The sequence below is a fragment of the Burkholderia sp. AU45274 genome (assembly GCF_030482505.1).
Classification (GTDB): Bacteria; Pseudomonadota; Gammaproteobacteria; order Burkholderiales; family Burkholderiaceae; genus Burkholderia.
Window position 1 is genome coordinate 55,525 of the sequence record NZ_JAUJQE010000012.1, and the last position, 14,193, is coordinate 69,717.

Annotated in this window: 17 protein-coding genes; 10 read left to right on the top strand and 7 right to left on the bottom strand. The window is 67.9% G+C overall.

Going from position 1 to position 14,193, the window contains the following annotated elements; translation table 11 throughout:
• Nucleotides 1-208: 208 nt before the first annotated feature.
• From QZM35_RS31445 to QZM35_RS31490, 10 genes are all read left to right on the top strand, one after another.
• A complete protein-coding gene (locus QZM35_RS31445; protein WP_089426672.1) occupies nucleotides 209-928 on the top strand; it encodes a nitroreductase in 720 nt (239 codons plus the stop codon).
• A gap of 146 nt (nucleotides 929-1,074) precedes the next feature.
• A complete protein-coding gene (locus tag QZM35_RS31450; protein WP_089426540.1) occupies nucleotides 1,075-1,563 on the top strand; it encodes a hypothetical protein in 489 nt (162 codons plus the stop codon).
• Nucleotides 1,564-1,568: 5 nt separating this feature from the next.
• Entirely contained in the window at nucleotides 1,569-2,384 is an 816-nt protein-coding gene (locus tag QZM35_RS31455) for an endonuclease/exonuclease/phosphatase family protein (protein WP_011353499.1), read from the top strand.
• Nucleotides 2,385-2,482: 98 nt separating this feature from the next.
• Complete coding sequence (locus QZM35_RS31460; RefSeq protein WP_089431829.1) at nucleotides 2,483-3,130, top strand: LysE family translocator; 648 nt, start codon at nucleotides 2,483-2,485, stop codon at nucleotides 3,128-3,130.
• A gap of 235 nt (nucleotides 3,131-3,365) precedes the next feature.
• Complete coding sequence (locus tag QZM35_RS31465) at nucleotides 3,366-4,136, top strand: ferredoxin--NADP reductase (protein ID WP_089426542.1); 771 nt, start codon at nucleotides 3,366-3,368, stop codon at nucleotides 4,134-4,136.
• Nucleotides 4,137-4,552: 416 nt separating this feature from the next.
• The gene (rqpS, locus tag QZM35_RS31470; RefSeq protein WP_089426543.1) at nucleotides 4,553-5,368 is read left to right on the top strand and encodes a quorum system sensor histidine kinase RqpS; all 816 of its coding nucleotides are present in this window, start codon (nucleotides 4,553-4,555) and stop codon (nucleotides 5,366-5,368) included.
• A gap of 7 nt (nucleotides 5,369-5,375) precedes the next feature.
• Complete coding sequence (gene rqpR / locus QZM35_RS31475; protein ID WP_089426544.1) at nucleotides 5,376-6,032, top strand: response regulator transcription factor RqpR; 657 nt, start codon at nucleotides 5,376-5,378, stop codon at nucleotides 6,030-6,032.
• 216 nt (nucleotides 6,033-6,248) lie between these two features.
• Nucleotides 6,249-7,655: an amino acid permease gene (locus QZM35_RS31480; RefSeq protein WP_089426545.1), complete on the top strand. Its 1,407-nt coding sequence runs from the start codon at nucleotides 6,249-6,251 to the stop codon at nucleotides 7,653-7,655.
• A gap of 542 nt (nucleotides 7,656-8,197) precedes the next feature.
• A complete protein-coding gene (locus tag QZM35_RS31485; RefSeq protein ID WP_089426546.1) occupies nucleotides 8,198-8,701 on the top strand; it encodes a hypothetical protein in 504 nt (167 codons plus the stop codon).
• A gap of 210 nt (nucleotides 8,702-8,911) precedes the next feature.
• Nucleotides 8,912-9,937 (top strand): XdhC family protein, encoded by a 1,026-nt coding sequence (locus QZM35_RS31490; protein ID WP_039354764.1) that lies wholly within the window; start codon nucleotides 8,912-8,914, stop codon nucleotides 9,935-9,937.
• Between the two features lie 110 nt (nucleotides 9,938-10,047).
• Here the strand turns inward: QZM35_RS31490 and QZM35_RS31495 are convergent, their stop codons facing one another.
• The 7 genes from QZM35_RS31495 to fliE form a co-directional block, all read right to left on the bottom strand.
• Nucleotides 10,048-10,782, bottom strand: a complete 735-nt coding sequence (locus tag QZM35_RS31495; protein WP_301777446.1) for a PepSY-associated TM helix domain-containing protein — start codon at nucleotides 10,780-10,782, stop codon at nucleotides 10,048-10,050.
• Between the two features lie 96 nt (nucleotides 10,783-10,878).
• Nucleotides 10,879-11,013, bottom strand: coding sequence for a hypothetical protein (locus tag QZM35_RS31500; RefSeq protein WP_301777447.1), 135 nt, complete (start codon nucleotides 11,011-11,013; stop codon nucleotides 10,879-10,881).
• 38 nt (nucleotides 11,014-11,051) lie between these two features.
• Nucleotides 11,052-11,369, bottom strand: a complete 318-nt coding sequence (locus tag QZM35_RS31505) for an EscU/YscU/HrcU family type III secretion system export apparatus switch protein (RefSeq protein ID WP_089426548.1) — start codon at nucleotides 11,367-11,369, stop codon at nucleotides 11,052-11,054.
• On the bottom strand, nucleotides 11,366-12,733 hold the full coding sequence (locus tag QZM35_RS31510) for a flagellar hook-length control protein FliK (protein WP_089426549.1): 1,368 nt from the start codon (nucleotides 12,731-12,733) through the stop codon (nucleotides 11,366-11,368). Before QZM35_RS31510 ends, QZM35_RS31505 begins: the two co-directional genes overlap by 4 nt.
• A gap of 130 nt (nucleotides 12,734-12,863) precedes the next feature.
• Complete coding sequence (locus QZM35_RS31515; RefSeq protein WP_089426550.1) at nucleotides 12,864-13,196, bottom strand: flagellar protein FliT; 333 nt, start codon at nucleotides 13,194-13,196, stop codon at nucleotides 12,864-12,866.
• Nucleotides 13,193-13,627: a flagellar export chaperone FliS gene (gene fliS / locus QZM35_RS31520; protein ID WP_301777448.1), complete on the bottom strand. Its 435-nt coding sequence runs from the start codon at nucleotides 13,625-13,627 to the stop codon at nucleotides 13,193-13,195. Before fliS ends, QZM35_RS31515 begins: the two co-directional genes overlap by 4 nt.
• Before the next feature lie 194 nt (nucleotides 13,628-13,821).
• Nucleotides 13,822-14,166, bottom strand: a complete 345-nt coding sequence (gene fliE / locus QZM35_RS31525) for a flagellar hook-basal body complex protein FliE (protein ID WP_046544213.1) — start codon at nucleotides 14,164-14,166, stop codon at nucleotides 13,822-13,824.
• Between the last annotated feature and the right edge of the window lie 27 nt (nucleotides 14,167-14,193).

Genomic DNA, 14,193 nt, shown 5'->3' on the forward strand with positions numbered 1-14,193 from the left:
CGTTACACGATCATCAGACCCTTACGATTTCAGTGTAGCGATCCCGCATCCCCGCGCAAGCAAGCAGCCGCGCGAGTCTGCTGCTAACACCCGCGCGCGCTGCACGCCGGCGCGCCGCGGCGTATGATCGTCGATTCACCCACCTGCCGCACCGGCCCGTCCGACCGCGCCCGCGCGGCGCGTCGGCCCCCGCCCCAAAGGTATGCCGATGTCCGTCCCCCCTGCTTTTCCGCGCGTCGATGCCGATACGATCGGTGCCGTCGACGCGGCGCTCACGTCGCGCCGTGCGGTCCGCGCGTTCCTGCCGACGCCGGTGCCGCGCGACACGCTCGAGGCGATCCTCGAAGCCGCGAGCCGTGCGCCGTCGGGCACCAACATCCAGCCGTGGCGCGTGTACGTCGCGACGGGCGCCACGCGCGATGCGCTCGCCGCCGCGCTCACCGCGGCCCACGACGATCCCGCGCGCGACGAGAAATACGTCGCCGAGTACGACTACTACCCGCGCGAATGGGTGTCGCCGTATATCGACCGACGCCGCAAGGTCGGCTGGGATCTGTACGGCCTGTTGAACATCGGCCGCGACGAGAAGGCGCGCATGCATGCGCAGCACGCCCGCAACTTCCGTTTCTTCGATGCGCCGGTCGCATTGTTCTTCACGCTCGACCGCGTGATGACCTACGGCGCCTGGCTCGACTGCGGGATGTTCCTGCAGGGCGTGATGACGGCCGCGCGTGCACGCGGGCTCGATACCTGCCCGCAGGCCGCGTTCGTGCCGTTTCACCGGATCGTCACCGAACACCTCGGCATTCCCGCCAACGAACAGCTGGTGTGCGGGATGTCGCTCGGCCATGCGGACCCCGACGCGATCGAGAACCGCCTCGTCACCGAGCGCGCGCCGGTCGCCGAGTTCACGCGCTTTTTCGCTTGAAAACGCATGACGCGGCCCTACCTTTCGATCAGGCATGCATCGTGCGGCGAACCTGCCGCGACGCATCCTGTCACATCGCGATCGAAATCGATCGGGCGTAAGATGTGCGTCCGTTCCCCGCTATTCCGCGTTTCCGGAGACGTTTCATGCTGAAACACGGCCTGGCCGTCCTGCTCGCGAGCATCGCGCTCGCCGCCCATGCGCAGAGCCCCGCACCGGCCTCCGTCGCGTGGGAGATCCAGGTGGTACGCGACGGTCAGACCATCGACACGTTCCAGCAGCGCACCACCGTGGGTCAGACCCGTACCGATACCCATCGCTATCCGTCCGCCGTGCCGGTCGGCTGCGGCAATGCCGCGCGCGTCGTGCCGACCGAGCGTTCGCGCGCGGTAACGGTCGCGCCGGTCACCGTCGATGCCGGCGCGAACACGGTGTCGCTCGCGCTCGACGTGCAGGAAACGATCGACGACGAAGGCGCGAAGCCGGCCGATCCGTGCGTGCCCGCGTCGCCGCGGCAAATCGTCGCGAGCCACCCCGGCCTGACGGTCGGCGCCGACGCGTGGACCGACTGGACGCTCGTCGAGCAACATCCGCACCTCGTGTACCGCGTGCGTGCGCACGTCGCGAAGGATTGAGCGTCATGTCCGCCGACGCCCTGTCCCTGCCGTTCGCCGAACCGCACGCCGCACCCGACGAACTCACCGCCGTGAGCTGGAACCTGCACAAGGGCCGCTCGCCGCTCGGCTTCACCGCGTGGAACGCGATGCGCAACTGGATGCAGTCGACGCACGCCGACGTGTATTTCCTGCAGGAAGCGATGGCGCGCCGCATGCCGCGCCCCGTGCTCGCGCCCGGCTTCGGCGCACCGATGGACGACGCGGTCGACGACGTCTGGCACTGCCAGGCCACCGAGATCGCGCATGCGCTCGACTGGCAGATCGCGCTCGGGCCGAACGTGTTCAAGCCGTCGTGGCGCCACGGCAATGCGATCCTGTCACCGCATCCGCTCGACCTCGGCGGCCGCTGGGACATCTCCGCGCACCGTTTCGAGCGGCGCGGCCTGCTGGTCGCGCGCGCGACGCTCGCGGGCGCCCGCCCGGTCACGCTGCTGTGCGCGCACCTCGCGCTCACGCGCGCCGCACGGCTGCGCCAGATGCACTGGATCGCGCACTGGATCGTGCGCAACGCAGGCGACGGCCCGCTGATGCTCGCCGGCGACTTCAACGACTGGCGCAACGATTCGGTCGCGCTGTTCGGCGAGATCGGGCTGTCCGAGGTCGCGACGCTGCTCGGCGAATCGGGCCGCACGTTCCCCGCGTTCTCGCCGGCGCTCGCGCTCGACAAGATGTTCGTGCGCGGGCTGACGCCGCTCGAATGGCGCGCGCCGTCCGGCGAAGCCGCGTGGCTGTCGGACCACCTGCCGTACATCGCGCGCCTGCGCCTCGATCCGCAATAGCGCTCCCGACCTCGGCCCGATCGCAGCCGGATTGCGCGGCGCGCGCTACATTAACGCCTTGCCCATTCCGCTCCGCCCCGCCGCCGGGCCGCGCCGCCATGACCTACCTGCCGATCCTGCTGCAAATCGCCGTCGTCTATCTCGTCGCGGCAATCACCCCCGGCCCGAATTTCTTCATGATTTCACAACTGTCGCTCGCGGGCCGGCGCAGCCTCGGCGCCGCGTCGGCGCTCGGCGTCGGCACCGCGTCGATCGCCTGGGCGACGCTCGCGATGCTCGGCCTCGCGGCCGTGCTGCACCAGGTCGAATGGCTGTATGAGGCAATCCGGATCGGCGGCGCCGTCTACCTCGTGTATTTCGGCTTCAAGCTGCTGCGCGCGGGCGTGCGCCGCGATACGACGCCGGCCGACGCGCCCGACGAACGCGCGCCGCTGGCCGCGCCGCACGCGCGCGACTATCTGCGTGCGTATCGCAGCGGCCTGTTCACGTGCCTGACGAACCCGAAATCGTGCGCGTTCTGGACCAGCGTGTTCGCGGCGATGCTGCCCGCGCACGTGCCGCTGTGGTTCAACGGCGCGGTGCTGGTGACGATCGGCGTGCTGTCAGCCGGCTGGTATTCGTGCGTCGCGTACCTGTTCGCGAGCCCGCGCGCGCAGCGCGGCTACCGGCGCGTGCGGCGCCCGCTCGACGCGCTGTGCGGCGTGGCGCTCGTCGGCCTCGGTGCAAAACTCGCGGCCGAGCGCTGAAAAAACTGAAAGGGGATTGAAATAATTCGTTGCGCCAAATCCGCGCGGCCACGGGGGTCAAGCCCGCGATCCGCGTCAACAGGGTAAAATAACGAGTTCCTCAATCGTCTGTCATCGAGAAGGCGCGTGTCCGACGCGCCGGCCGGCCGATCCGCGATCGGGCCGTCGCACTCGGTTTTTTGCCCGTTTTTGGGCCCGTTACTCGCGTTCGCTACGCGCGTCCGTTTTCAAAGCCATGAGCAAATACGACACCGCCACCGTCCAATCCGTCCATCACTGGACCGACACGCTGTTCAGCTTCACCTGCACCCGTGAGGCGAGCCTGCGCTTCAACAACGGCGAATTCACGATGGTCGGCCTCGAGGTCGACGGCAAGCCGCTCGCGCGCGCCTACTCGATCGTCAGCCCGAACTACGAAGAGCATCTCGAATTCTTCAGCATCAAGGTGCAGAACGGCCCGCTGACGTCGCGCCTGCAGCATCTGAAGGTGGGCGACACCGTGCTGATCGGCAAGAAGCCGACGGGCACGCTGGTCGCCGACAACCTGCTGCCGGGCAAGACGCTGTGGATGCTGTCGACGGGCACGGGCCTCGCACCGTTCATGTCGATCATCCGCGACCCGGACATCTACGACCGCTTCGACAAGGTGATCCTGACGCACACGTGCCGCCTGAAGGGCGAGCTCGCGTACATGGACTACATCAAGCACGACCTGCCGGGCCACGAGTACCTGGGCGACATCATCAAGGAAAAGCTCGTCTACTACCCGACGGTCACGCGCGAAGCGTTCGACAACGAAGGCCGGATCACCGACCTGATCGCGACGGGCAAGCTGTTCACGGATCTCGACGTCCCGCCGTTCTCGCCGGAAAACGACCGCGTGATGCTGTGCGGCAGCACCGCGATGCTGAAGGACACGACCGAGCTGCTGAAGCAGGCCGGCCTCGTCGAAGGCAAGAACAGCGCGCCGGGCCACTACGTGATCGAGCGCGCGTTCGTGGACTGATCGATCCCCAAATTTTGCGCAGCATCAAGGACCGGAGCGAAAGCTCCGGTTTTTTTTCGTCCCTACTTGGCGAATTCGTAACAAATTGGGATCATCCCATCTCAAATAGTTACATTTGGATACGTCATCGTCCGGCGCTTGGGTGTCAGTGTTTTTCCTACAACACCTTCATTCCGATTATTCACATTTACCCTTAAATGTCCGCCTGACATGACCTTTTCGGAAATTTTGAGATATTATTCGCCGCGCGCGGTTGCCGTTCGGATGAGAGTGGAAGGGTCGGATGCAAGTGTTACAAGACGTAACTTTTGTTACCTCGGCAGGGGGCGATTCTCTGGCGGCGACCGTCATCGAAACGGCAGCCGATCCACGCAGCCAGCCGGTGTCTGAACCGCTTTCTGACAGCAGGGAGAGTCATGGATACGTCGCTTAACGCGCCTTTGGGCGCCCACGCCCCGTTCCCGTCGCAACAGCTCGTGCCGGGCTGCGTCGCGACTCCGCCCATTGCCGACGCCGCGCCGAAACGTGGCGCCTCCGCCGCGCGGATCGCAGCGCTGTCTGCCCAGTTGCTCGCCGCCGACGAAGCGGCCCGCCGCCACCTGGCCGGCGAGCTGCATGACGGGCTCGGTGCCGAACTGACCGCTGCGCGTTTCGCGCTCGCAAACGTTCAAACGTGGCTGCCGGCCGATGCGCCGGAGGGTTGCCTGCGCGCACTGGCGCTGGCGCAGCAGGCGCTCGAGGCCGCGACCGACGCGAATCGCCGGCTGATCGACGAGCGCGACACGCCGGCGCTCGACGCGGGCCTGGTCGGCGCGCTGTCGTCGTGGGCCGACACCCATGCGGCCCGCACGGGCCTGCGCACCAGCTTCGTCTGTGCGGCCGACGCGCGCCTGACGCAGCTCGCCGGGGCCAGCGCGCTCGCGGTGTTCCGCGTCGCGCAGGAAGCGTTGTCGAACGTCGCGAAGCACGCACGCGCGACGTCGGTCGACGTGCGAATCGCCACCGACGGCACGCACCTGTCACTGATCGTCTCCGACGATGGGACCGGTTTCTCGCGGAGCCGCCGCACCGGCTACGGTCTGGCCGGCATGCGCGCCCGCTGCGAGGCGTTCGGCGGCAGCTTCGAGACGGCCACGCCGGCCACCGGCCACGGCACGCGCGTCACCGCGCGCTTCGCTTGGGATTCGCTGCTCGCGGTGCCCGTCGCGGCCCGCCGCGCGTCGCTTTCGTGAGGTCGTCATGAGCCTGAACATCCTGCTGGTGGACGATCACGCGATCGTCCGGCAAGGGATCCGCCAGTTGCTGATCGACCGTGGCGTCGCGCGCGACGTCACCGAGGCCGAAACCGGCAGCGACGCGGTGGCGGCCGTCGACAAACAGGAATTCGACGTGATCCTGCTCGACATTTCGCTGCCGGACACGAACGGCATCGAGGTGCTCAAGCGCCTCAAGCGCAAGCTGTCGCGCACGCCGGTGCTGATGTTCTCGATGTATCGCGAGGACCAGTACGCGGTGCGCGCGCTGAAGGCCGGCGCGGCCGGCTACCTGTCGAAGACGGTCAACGCCGCGCAGATGATCGGCGCGATCCAGCAGGTCGCGGCCGGCCGCAAGTACGTGAGCCCCGCGATGGCCGAGGCGCTCGCCGAATACGTGTCGTTCGAGAACGAACCGCTGCCGCACGAGAAGCTGTCCGACCGCGAATACCAGACGCTCTGCATGCTCGCGTCGGGCAAGCGGCTCACCGACATCGCGAACACGCTGTCGCTGTCCGTGAAGACGGTGAGCGTGTACCGCTCGCGGCTGCTCGAGAAGATGCGGCTGTCGAACAACGCGGAGCTCACGTTCTACGTGATGAGCAACCGGCTCGTCGACATGGCGCCCACGGCCGGCGCCTGATTCCCCCGCTTCACCCGATTCGTCCGGCCCAGCGACGCGGCACCTGCCGCGCCGCCGCCCGCTGTCGCCCGCCCGATGCGCAAGCGCTTGTTTTATCGGACGATTTTGTGACTTACCGCTGCGCTGCAGCGGGTCTTGCGCGCCAAATCGGCTAAAATTACGGGTTTTCACTCAGTCAGCGCTACCGCGCCCGCGCGCGCTGGCGATTCATCCGCAATGTCTCTCTTCCGCAAGAAAAACGTCGATCGCATGATCGCCGGCGCGCATGCCGCCGGGCTCAAGAAAGCGCTCGGCGCGATCGACCTCACCTTCCTCGGCATCGGCGCGATCATCGGCACCGGCATCTTCGTGCTGACCGGTACCGGCGCCGTGCAGGCCGGCCCCGCCCTGATGCTGTCGTTTGTGATCGCCGCGATCGCGTGCGGCCTCGCCGCGCTGTCGTACGCGGAGTTCGCGTCGACGATCCCCGTCGCCGGCTCGATCTACACGTACTCGTACGCCACCCTCGGCGAGCTCGTCGCGTGGATCATCGGCTGGGACCTGATGCTCGAATACGGCCTCGCGTCGTCGGCCGTGTCGGTCGGCTGGTCGGGCTACCTGCAGTCGCTGCTGCAGGGCTTCGGGCTCACGCTGCCCACCGTGCTGACGGCCGCGCCCGGTGCGGTGCCGGGCGTCGTCACGTGGTTCAACCTGCCCGCGTTCCTCGTGATGATCGTGATCACGACGCTGCTGTCGATCGGCATCCGCGAGTCGACCCGCATCAACAACATCATGGTGTTCATCAAGGTGTCGGTCGTGCTGCTCGTGATCGCGGTCGGCGTGTTCCACGTGACGCCCGCGAACTGGAAGCCGTTCATGCCGCACGGCTGGAACGGCGTATTCGGCGCGGCGGCGGTGATGTTCTTCGCGTTCATCGGCTTCGACGCGGTGTCGTCGGCGGCCGAGGAAGTGAAGAACCCGAAACGCGACCTGCCGATCGGCATCATCGCGTCGCTCGCGGTGTGCGCGGTGCTGTACGTGACGGTCGCCGCGGTCGCGACCGGCATCGTGCCGTCGGCCCAGTACGCGAACATCTCGCACCCGATCTCGTACGCGCTGCAGAAGGCCGGCGAGACGTGGGTCGCAGGCTTCATCGATCTCGGCGCCGTGCTCGGCATGCTGACCGTGATCCTCGTGATGAGCTACGGCCAGACGCGCGTGATCTTCGCGATGTCGCGCGACGGGTTGCTGCCGGCCGCGCTGTCGCGCGTGCACCCGCGCTACGCGACGCCGTTCCTGACGACCTGGCTCGTCGGCCTGTTCTTCGGCCTGATCGCCGCGCTCGTGCCGCTCAACGTGCTCGCCGAGCTGATCAACATCGGCACGCTCGCCGCGTTCTCGATGGTGTCGATCGCCGTGCTCGTGCTGCGCCGCACGCACCCCGACCTGCCGCGTGCGTTCCGCTGCCCCGGCGTGCCGGTGGTGCCGATCCTCGCGGTCGCGTCATGCCTGTTCCTGATGCTGAACCTGCAGCCCATCACGTGGGCCGCGTTCGGCATCTGGCTCGTGATCGGCCTCGCGATCTACTTCCTGTACTCGCGCCATCACTCGAAGCTCGCGCACGGTCACCACGACGCGCACTGAGCGCCGCCGTGCCGCTCGCGGCACGGTGCGCACCCGCGGAGCCGGACGCCGGCTCCGCGCCCTCCCCGCCCTGCCTTCACCCGTCCCGCCGCCACGTTGCCTTTCCTGCAACGATCCTCGCGTCAATTCCCGTTTCCACCGGTTATTTTTCGAATGCCGATATATTCGATTCGGATCGACATTTTTATCGATTAAAAATGTAATTCGACCGAATTGAATATGAATAGAAGAAAATAATCACGCGCCCGACATTGAACTCTTGCATTCGCCAACCTAGTATTCAGGTCGGCCGGTCGCATACCCGCCCCACCCAGACCAGACGGGGCCTAGGCCGCAGCATGAGCGCGGCGGGAAGCCATCGATTTCATCGAAGCGCCTTTTTATAAAACCCAAATTCATCGCGCATTCAAAAACGAATTTTCAGCATATTTTTAATTAAAAAATCACGGCCCGATAATCCGGTCGACGGTATTTTATTGCCTCCGTCCGGAGGCATGTCGCTGTACCTGTTCGAAGTTCAACAAGAACCAGAGAGGTCTGTCATGAGCAATACATTGGTCAACGTCACGGCGAAGGTCGAAATCAGCGCGGCCAACCAGACGATCGCGGGGCTCAAGGATTATCAAAGCAAGAACTGGGCGATCGGCCTGAACGGGGATACGCTGGCGCCGGACGGTTTCCTGACGTTCTTCACCGAGCGCAACCTGCCGTTCAGCTACTACGTCCGCGCGCGCGGCGTCTCGGTCGGCGAACCGAGCGCCTACCAGGCGAACATCGAGACGCTGACGCAGCACATCGCCGCGATTCGCGCGTCGGAGACGAATCAGGTCCAGGCAACCATCCGCGAGCTCGAACTGTACAAGTCGCGGAACTGGGCGATCGGCCTGAACGGCACGACGTTGCAACCGGACAATTTCCTGCCGTTCTTCGGCACCCGCTCCGTGCCGTTCGAGTACTACGTGCGCAGCGGCGGCGTCGAGCTCGGCTCGCCGAACGCGTATGACAACAACATCCGCAACCTGACGCAGTACCTGGGCTCGCTCTGACGGAGCGACCCGCCGGGCGGATGCGTCCGCCCGGCGGCCTGCCGGCGGCCCGCCTCGGGCCGCCCTGCCCGCCTTCCTCGCTGCCGCGCTTCTCCCTTCCCTGTTTTGCGCGTTCCCCCGTCGCCTGCACGATTGCCGCGGCCGGTTCATAATCGCGCCATCGAACGGCGGCCCGCATCGGCGGCGTCGCCCGGCAACAGGAAGAAGATGATGGAAAGCGTCGATCTCGATGTATTGAAATCCAGCGCGCGCTGGCTCGAAGAAGGGCGCCGCGTGCTGCTCGTGACGGTCGTGAAGACGTGGGGCTCGTCGCCCCGCCCCGAAGGCGCGATGCTCGCGGTGCGCGAGGACGGGCTCGTGGTCGGCTCCGTGTCCGGCGGGTGTATCGAGGACGACCTGATCGCCCGGGTGCACGCAAGCGGGATCGCGGCCGACGCGCGCCCGGAAGCGCTCAAGTACGGCGTCACGGCCGAGGAAGCGCACCGCTTCGGGCTGCCGTGCGGCGGCACGATCCAGCTCGTGCTCGAGCCGCTCACGCGCGACAGCGGGATTGCCGCGCTGTGCGCGGAAGTCGAGGCCGGCCGCCTCGTCACGCGCACGATGACGCTCGCGACCGGCCGTGCATCGCTGTCGCCCGCGCAGGCGGCCGACGGGCTCGCGTTCGACGGCGAGCGGCTCGTGACGATCCACGGGCCGCGCTACCGGATGCTCGTGATCGGCGCCGGCCAGTTGTCGCGCTATCTGTGCCAGATCGCGGTCGGGCTCGACTACCAGGTGACGGTGTGCGATCCGCGCGAGGAATACACGGATGCGTGGGACGTGCCGGGTACGCGCGTCGTGCACACGATGCCCGACGATACGGTGCTCGACATGAATCTCGATGCGCGTTCGGCGGTGATCGCGCTCACGCACGACCCGAAGCTCGACGATCTCGCGCTGATGGAGGCGCTGAAGACGCCCGCGTTCTACGTGGGCGCGCTCGGCTCGCGGCGCAACAATGCGGCACGGCGCGAGCGGCTGCGCGAATTCGACCTGAACGAAGCGGAACTGGCCCGGCTGCACGGGCCGGCCGGCATCTACATCGGCAGCCGGACGCCGCCGGAAATCGCGATCTCGATCCTCGCCGAGATCACCGCCGCGAAGAACAACGTGTCGCTGCCGACGATCCTGCAGGTCGAGGGCGCGAAGGCCGCACGCGAGATCGCGGCGAACAGCGGCGCGGCCTGCGGCCTCTGATCACTGGTGACGCCGGCGCGCGGTCGCGCCCGGCGGGCGTCCGCGACGGGCGAAGCGGACGAAACAGGCGAAAGCGCACGCGCCGGCGCCAGGCCGGCGCGAGCCGCCGATCAGGTCAGGCCGGCGGCCAGCGCCGCGGCGACCGAACCGACCACCAGCACGACGCCGACCGTGCGGCGCTTGTTCAGCTCGGTCCACAGCAGCACGCCGGTCAGCGACAGCAGGATCAGCGAGCCCGCGATCGTGTCCATCAACAGCACCCAGCCGAGATTCATCCCGACGCCGCGATGCAGGTTGTCCAGCGTCGTCAGGAACGTGTTGCCCGTGCGTTTCACCGCGACGTAGCCGTTGCCGACCCAGTATTCGGCCTGCAGGTTCTGGTGCGGGCCGAACAGGCCCATCTGCCAGTGCTCCGGCTGCATCACGCGCTTGTCGCCCCACGCGACGGGCTGCGCCGGCTCCTTGCGCATGCGGCCCGGCTTGCCGTCGAAATGCAGTTCGTGCTGCAGCCACTTCGTCATCGCGGCGGGCGTCTTCGGCGCCGGATCCGGCAGCGCGATCTGCATCTCCTCGACCTGCGGCTCGCCGGTCGAAATCTTCAGCGGCGGCGCGCGGTGGTTGAGCAGCACGCCCGTCACGCCGAACAGCAGCCCGAGCACCGCGCCCCACAGCCCGACCCAGCCATGCACCTTGCGCAGCCACTTGATGAAGGTCGCGCGGCGCGAACGCTGGCGGCGCGCGGCCAGTTCGTCGTCGCTCAGCGGGCGGGCCGTCGGGTGCAGCACGGTGACGCCGGCGCGGGAAGCACCGGTGCGGGGCGGATTGATCGTTTCGGGCGCGTTCACGCGAGAGATTCCATTCGTTCAAAACAACGGGCGGCGCGCAAAGCGTGCGCGCCGCCCGGGCAGCATGAAAATGAGAATGGATATCATTACACAAATCTATTGCACGCTCAATCCGGCCGGATACGGGGCGGCAAGCCCGTCGAGCGAGGAAATACCGGCGAAGCGCGAGCGTTGCGGCACGATGCCGATCGATAGGCGAAAAATACCGACAGAATGACCTTGCAAGGTCAAGGCGGCATTTCGTAAGAAATCGCGCGGCGCAGCACCGTTCAGCGCAGCGGCGGCAGCGGAAAGCGCGATGCGGCGGCATCCGGCGCGGGTTCGGTACGGTCGAGCGCGTACAGCCACGCGAGCAGATCGGCGACCGCCTGGTAGAGCTGCGGCGGAATCCGGTCGTCGAGATCGACCTGCATCAGCAGCGACACCATCTCCGGCGCCGTATGCACGTACAACCCGGCGTCATGCGCGCGCGCGACGATCATCTCGGCGAGCGCGCCGTAGCCCTTTGCGACCACGCGCGGCGCGGCATCGCCGCCCTTCGGATCGTAGACGAGCGCGGCCGCGCGCTTGCGGGACGTCATGCTCATGACAGCGCCTCGTCGTCGGTATCCGGCGCACGCGTCGCCGGGCCGCTGGCCGAAGTCGAGGCTGAGCCGCGCGCATACGCGGTGGCCGCCGCCTGGGCCGCGAACAGGTCGAAGCCGTCCGGGCCGTCGTCGACCGCACGGATCGACAGCCCGCTCACCTTGAGCCCCGACACTTCGAGCCGCTGCCGCAGCGCCGCCTCGTGCCGCGTGAGGCGGTCGGCACCCGCCTGGTTCGCACGCAGCCGCGCGACGAGCTGCGTGCCGTTCAGCACCAGCTCCGCGTCGACCGTGCCAAGCGACGACAACGTCAGCGTGAGGCGCGTGCGCCAGGCAATACCGTCGCCCGTGTCGCCGTCACCGCGCGGCGCACGGTTGCCCGGATCGTCGGGCTCGATCGTCCAGTCGAGCCGCGCGCCGGGCCACGCCTCGCCCGCCCAGCGGAACTGGTCGGTCGCGAGCGCGTCGAGCTGCTGCCTGACGAGCGGCACGGCGGCCGGATGCACGGTCGCGAGCGTCTGCGCCTGCGAATCGGACGACGCGGTGGCCAGCTCGGCCCGCGCGGGCGTCCAGCGCGCATCGGGCCGGTCGCCGAGCAGATCGGCCGTATCGTGCGGCAGCGACGCCGCTTGCCGCGCGCCTGCCGGCACGGCCGGTGCGGGGTCCCGAGCCGGCGCACCGCCCTGGGCCGGCGCGCCCGGCTGCGCGGTTGCGCGAGCGGGCGCAGGCAATGGCGGGCGCTGCGCGAGCAGCTCGTCGAGCAGGTCGGTCGCGCCATGCTGGGCGACATCCGGATCGGCCGGCGCGAGCGCGGCCGCGAGGCGCGCCTGCGGCTCGCGCATCAGCGCCGCGAGCGGACGCTGGCCGGCCAGCCACTGCGCGAGATGGGATTCGTAGAAAAGGCCGCTTTCGCTCACGGCCTGCACGAGCGCCGCGCGCAGCGCAGCAACAGGCAACGTCGCAGCCGCGTCGCGCGTCGCCGCAGCCGACGACGCTGCGGCTGAAGCCGGCGTGGAGGATGCCGCCGGATCGGCGGCGGCTGGCGCGCGGGCCGGCGCAGCCGTGTCGGTCAGCAGCACGGTGGGGTCAGCCAGCAGCGGCGCGCGCCCGACAATGGCCGGCGTCGCGTCGCCGCCCGCGCGCGAGATCGCGTCGAGCACGCGCCCGACATCGGACAGGGCAGTCTGGGTGGAAGCCGGCGGCGCGGCAGGCGGACTGCCGGCCGAAGGCGTTGACGACGCGCCGTTGCCCGGCGTGCCGACCTGCGAGGTCGCGCCGCCGCTCGCGGGCGCCGACACGGTGCCGGTCAGCAGGCTGTCGAGGCGGCTCGCCAGCAGGGCCGCCGCAACGGAGTCGATACCGGTCATGATCGGAGCCTGCTCATCTCAGCCATATCGTTGCGAATCCGGTAACGGCACGCCGGTGCCGTCCGCGGGAACTGCGCGCCTGCCGCAACGGGCTTGTGCGCCCCCGCGCCCGTTTCCCCGGAAACGGGCCCTACCCGCGCGCGCGGTAGAGATCGGTCAATACCTTGGTCGAGCGCCGCGCCTCGAACAGCGCGGACAGCCGCGCAAGATCCGGGCTCGCGAGATCGCGAATCGCGGCGTCGTCGGCCAGGATGCGGCGGATCAGGTCGAGCTTGCGGCCGAGATCCGATTCGTCGAGCACGACGCCCGGATCGGCCTCCTTCAACCCGTCGACCAGTTGCATGAATTCGGCCTGCAACTCCGGCAACGCGCTCCAGTCGGCACTGCGGGCGGCGCCCAGCATCCGGCCCGACACGGCGGCGAGCGCCTCGTAACGTTCGAAGTATTCGGCCTTGCGATTCATCGTGATGCTTCCACTGCCTGTTGTGCGGCCATCCGCGCGACTTCCGGGGCGATCCCCGTCCATGCTTCCTCGAGCGTCGCGAGCAGCCCGTCGACTTCGACCAGCATCGCGTCGCTCGCCTGCGCATTGGCTTCGAGCAGACGCCGGGTGATATACGCATACAGCGCATCCAGCCGCGCCGCGATCTCGCCGCCCGCATCGAGATTCAGCGATGCCTTCAGCCCGCTGTCGACGATCCGGATCGCCTTGCCGATCGCTTCGCCGCGCGCGGACACATTGCCTTGCGGCAAATGCATGCGCGCGAGCGCAACCGCCTGCCGCGCACCCTGGTACAGCATCGCGATCAACCGGTGCGGGGAAGCGCCCATCACCCCGGTCTCGACGCCGACACGCGCGTATGCACTGGCTCCAGCGTGTCCTGGGGAAAACATGCGCTTCTCCTTGTTGTGCCTTGGCTATACGGGAACCGCCGCCGTGCATCGCACGACGCGGCCTTCACCGGAGTTATCGGAAGGGATTTGGAAAGCTTTAGGCAAGCGGCGCGTGCCGCCTGGCGCAGCAAGGCCGGCCCGCAGCCCAGGCCGGATGGCCGTCCACGGATCGCTGTCCCTGAATAGCCGCCGAGTCAAACCGCCATCTGCATGATGTCGTTGTAAGCGCTCACTAGCTTGTTGCGGACCTGGAGCCCGAACTGGAAGCCGATGTTGGCTTTCTGCATGTCGACCATCACGTCGTTCAGCGACACGTTCGGCGCGCCGACCTCGAACGCCTGCGCCTCGCCGAGCGCGTGCTGCTGGTCGCCGCTGATCTTGTCGAGCGACGCCTTCATCGCGCTGGCGAACGTGCTGGCCGTCGCCGCGCCCGAGCCGGCCAGTGCCGCCGTCGGGCTCGCGACGCCGCCTGACGCCTGCGCGGCCATCGACTGCATCTGTTGCAACACCGAACCGATTCCGCTGACGTTCGCAGTCATGCTGTCCCCAAAACTGAGAGAGAGACC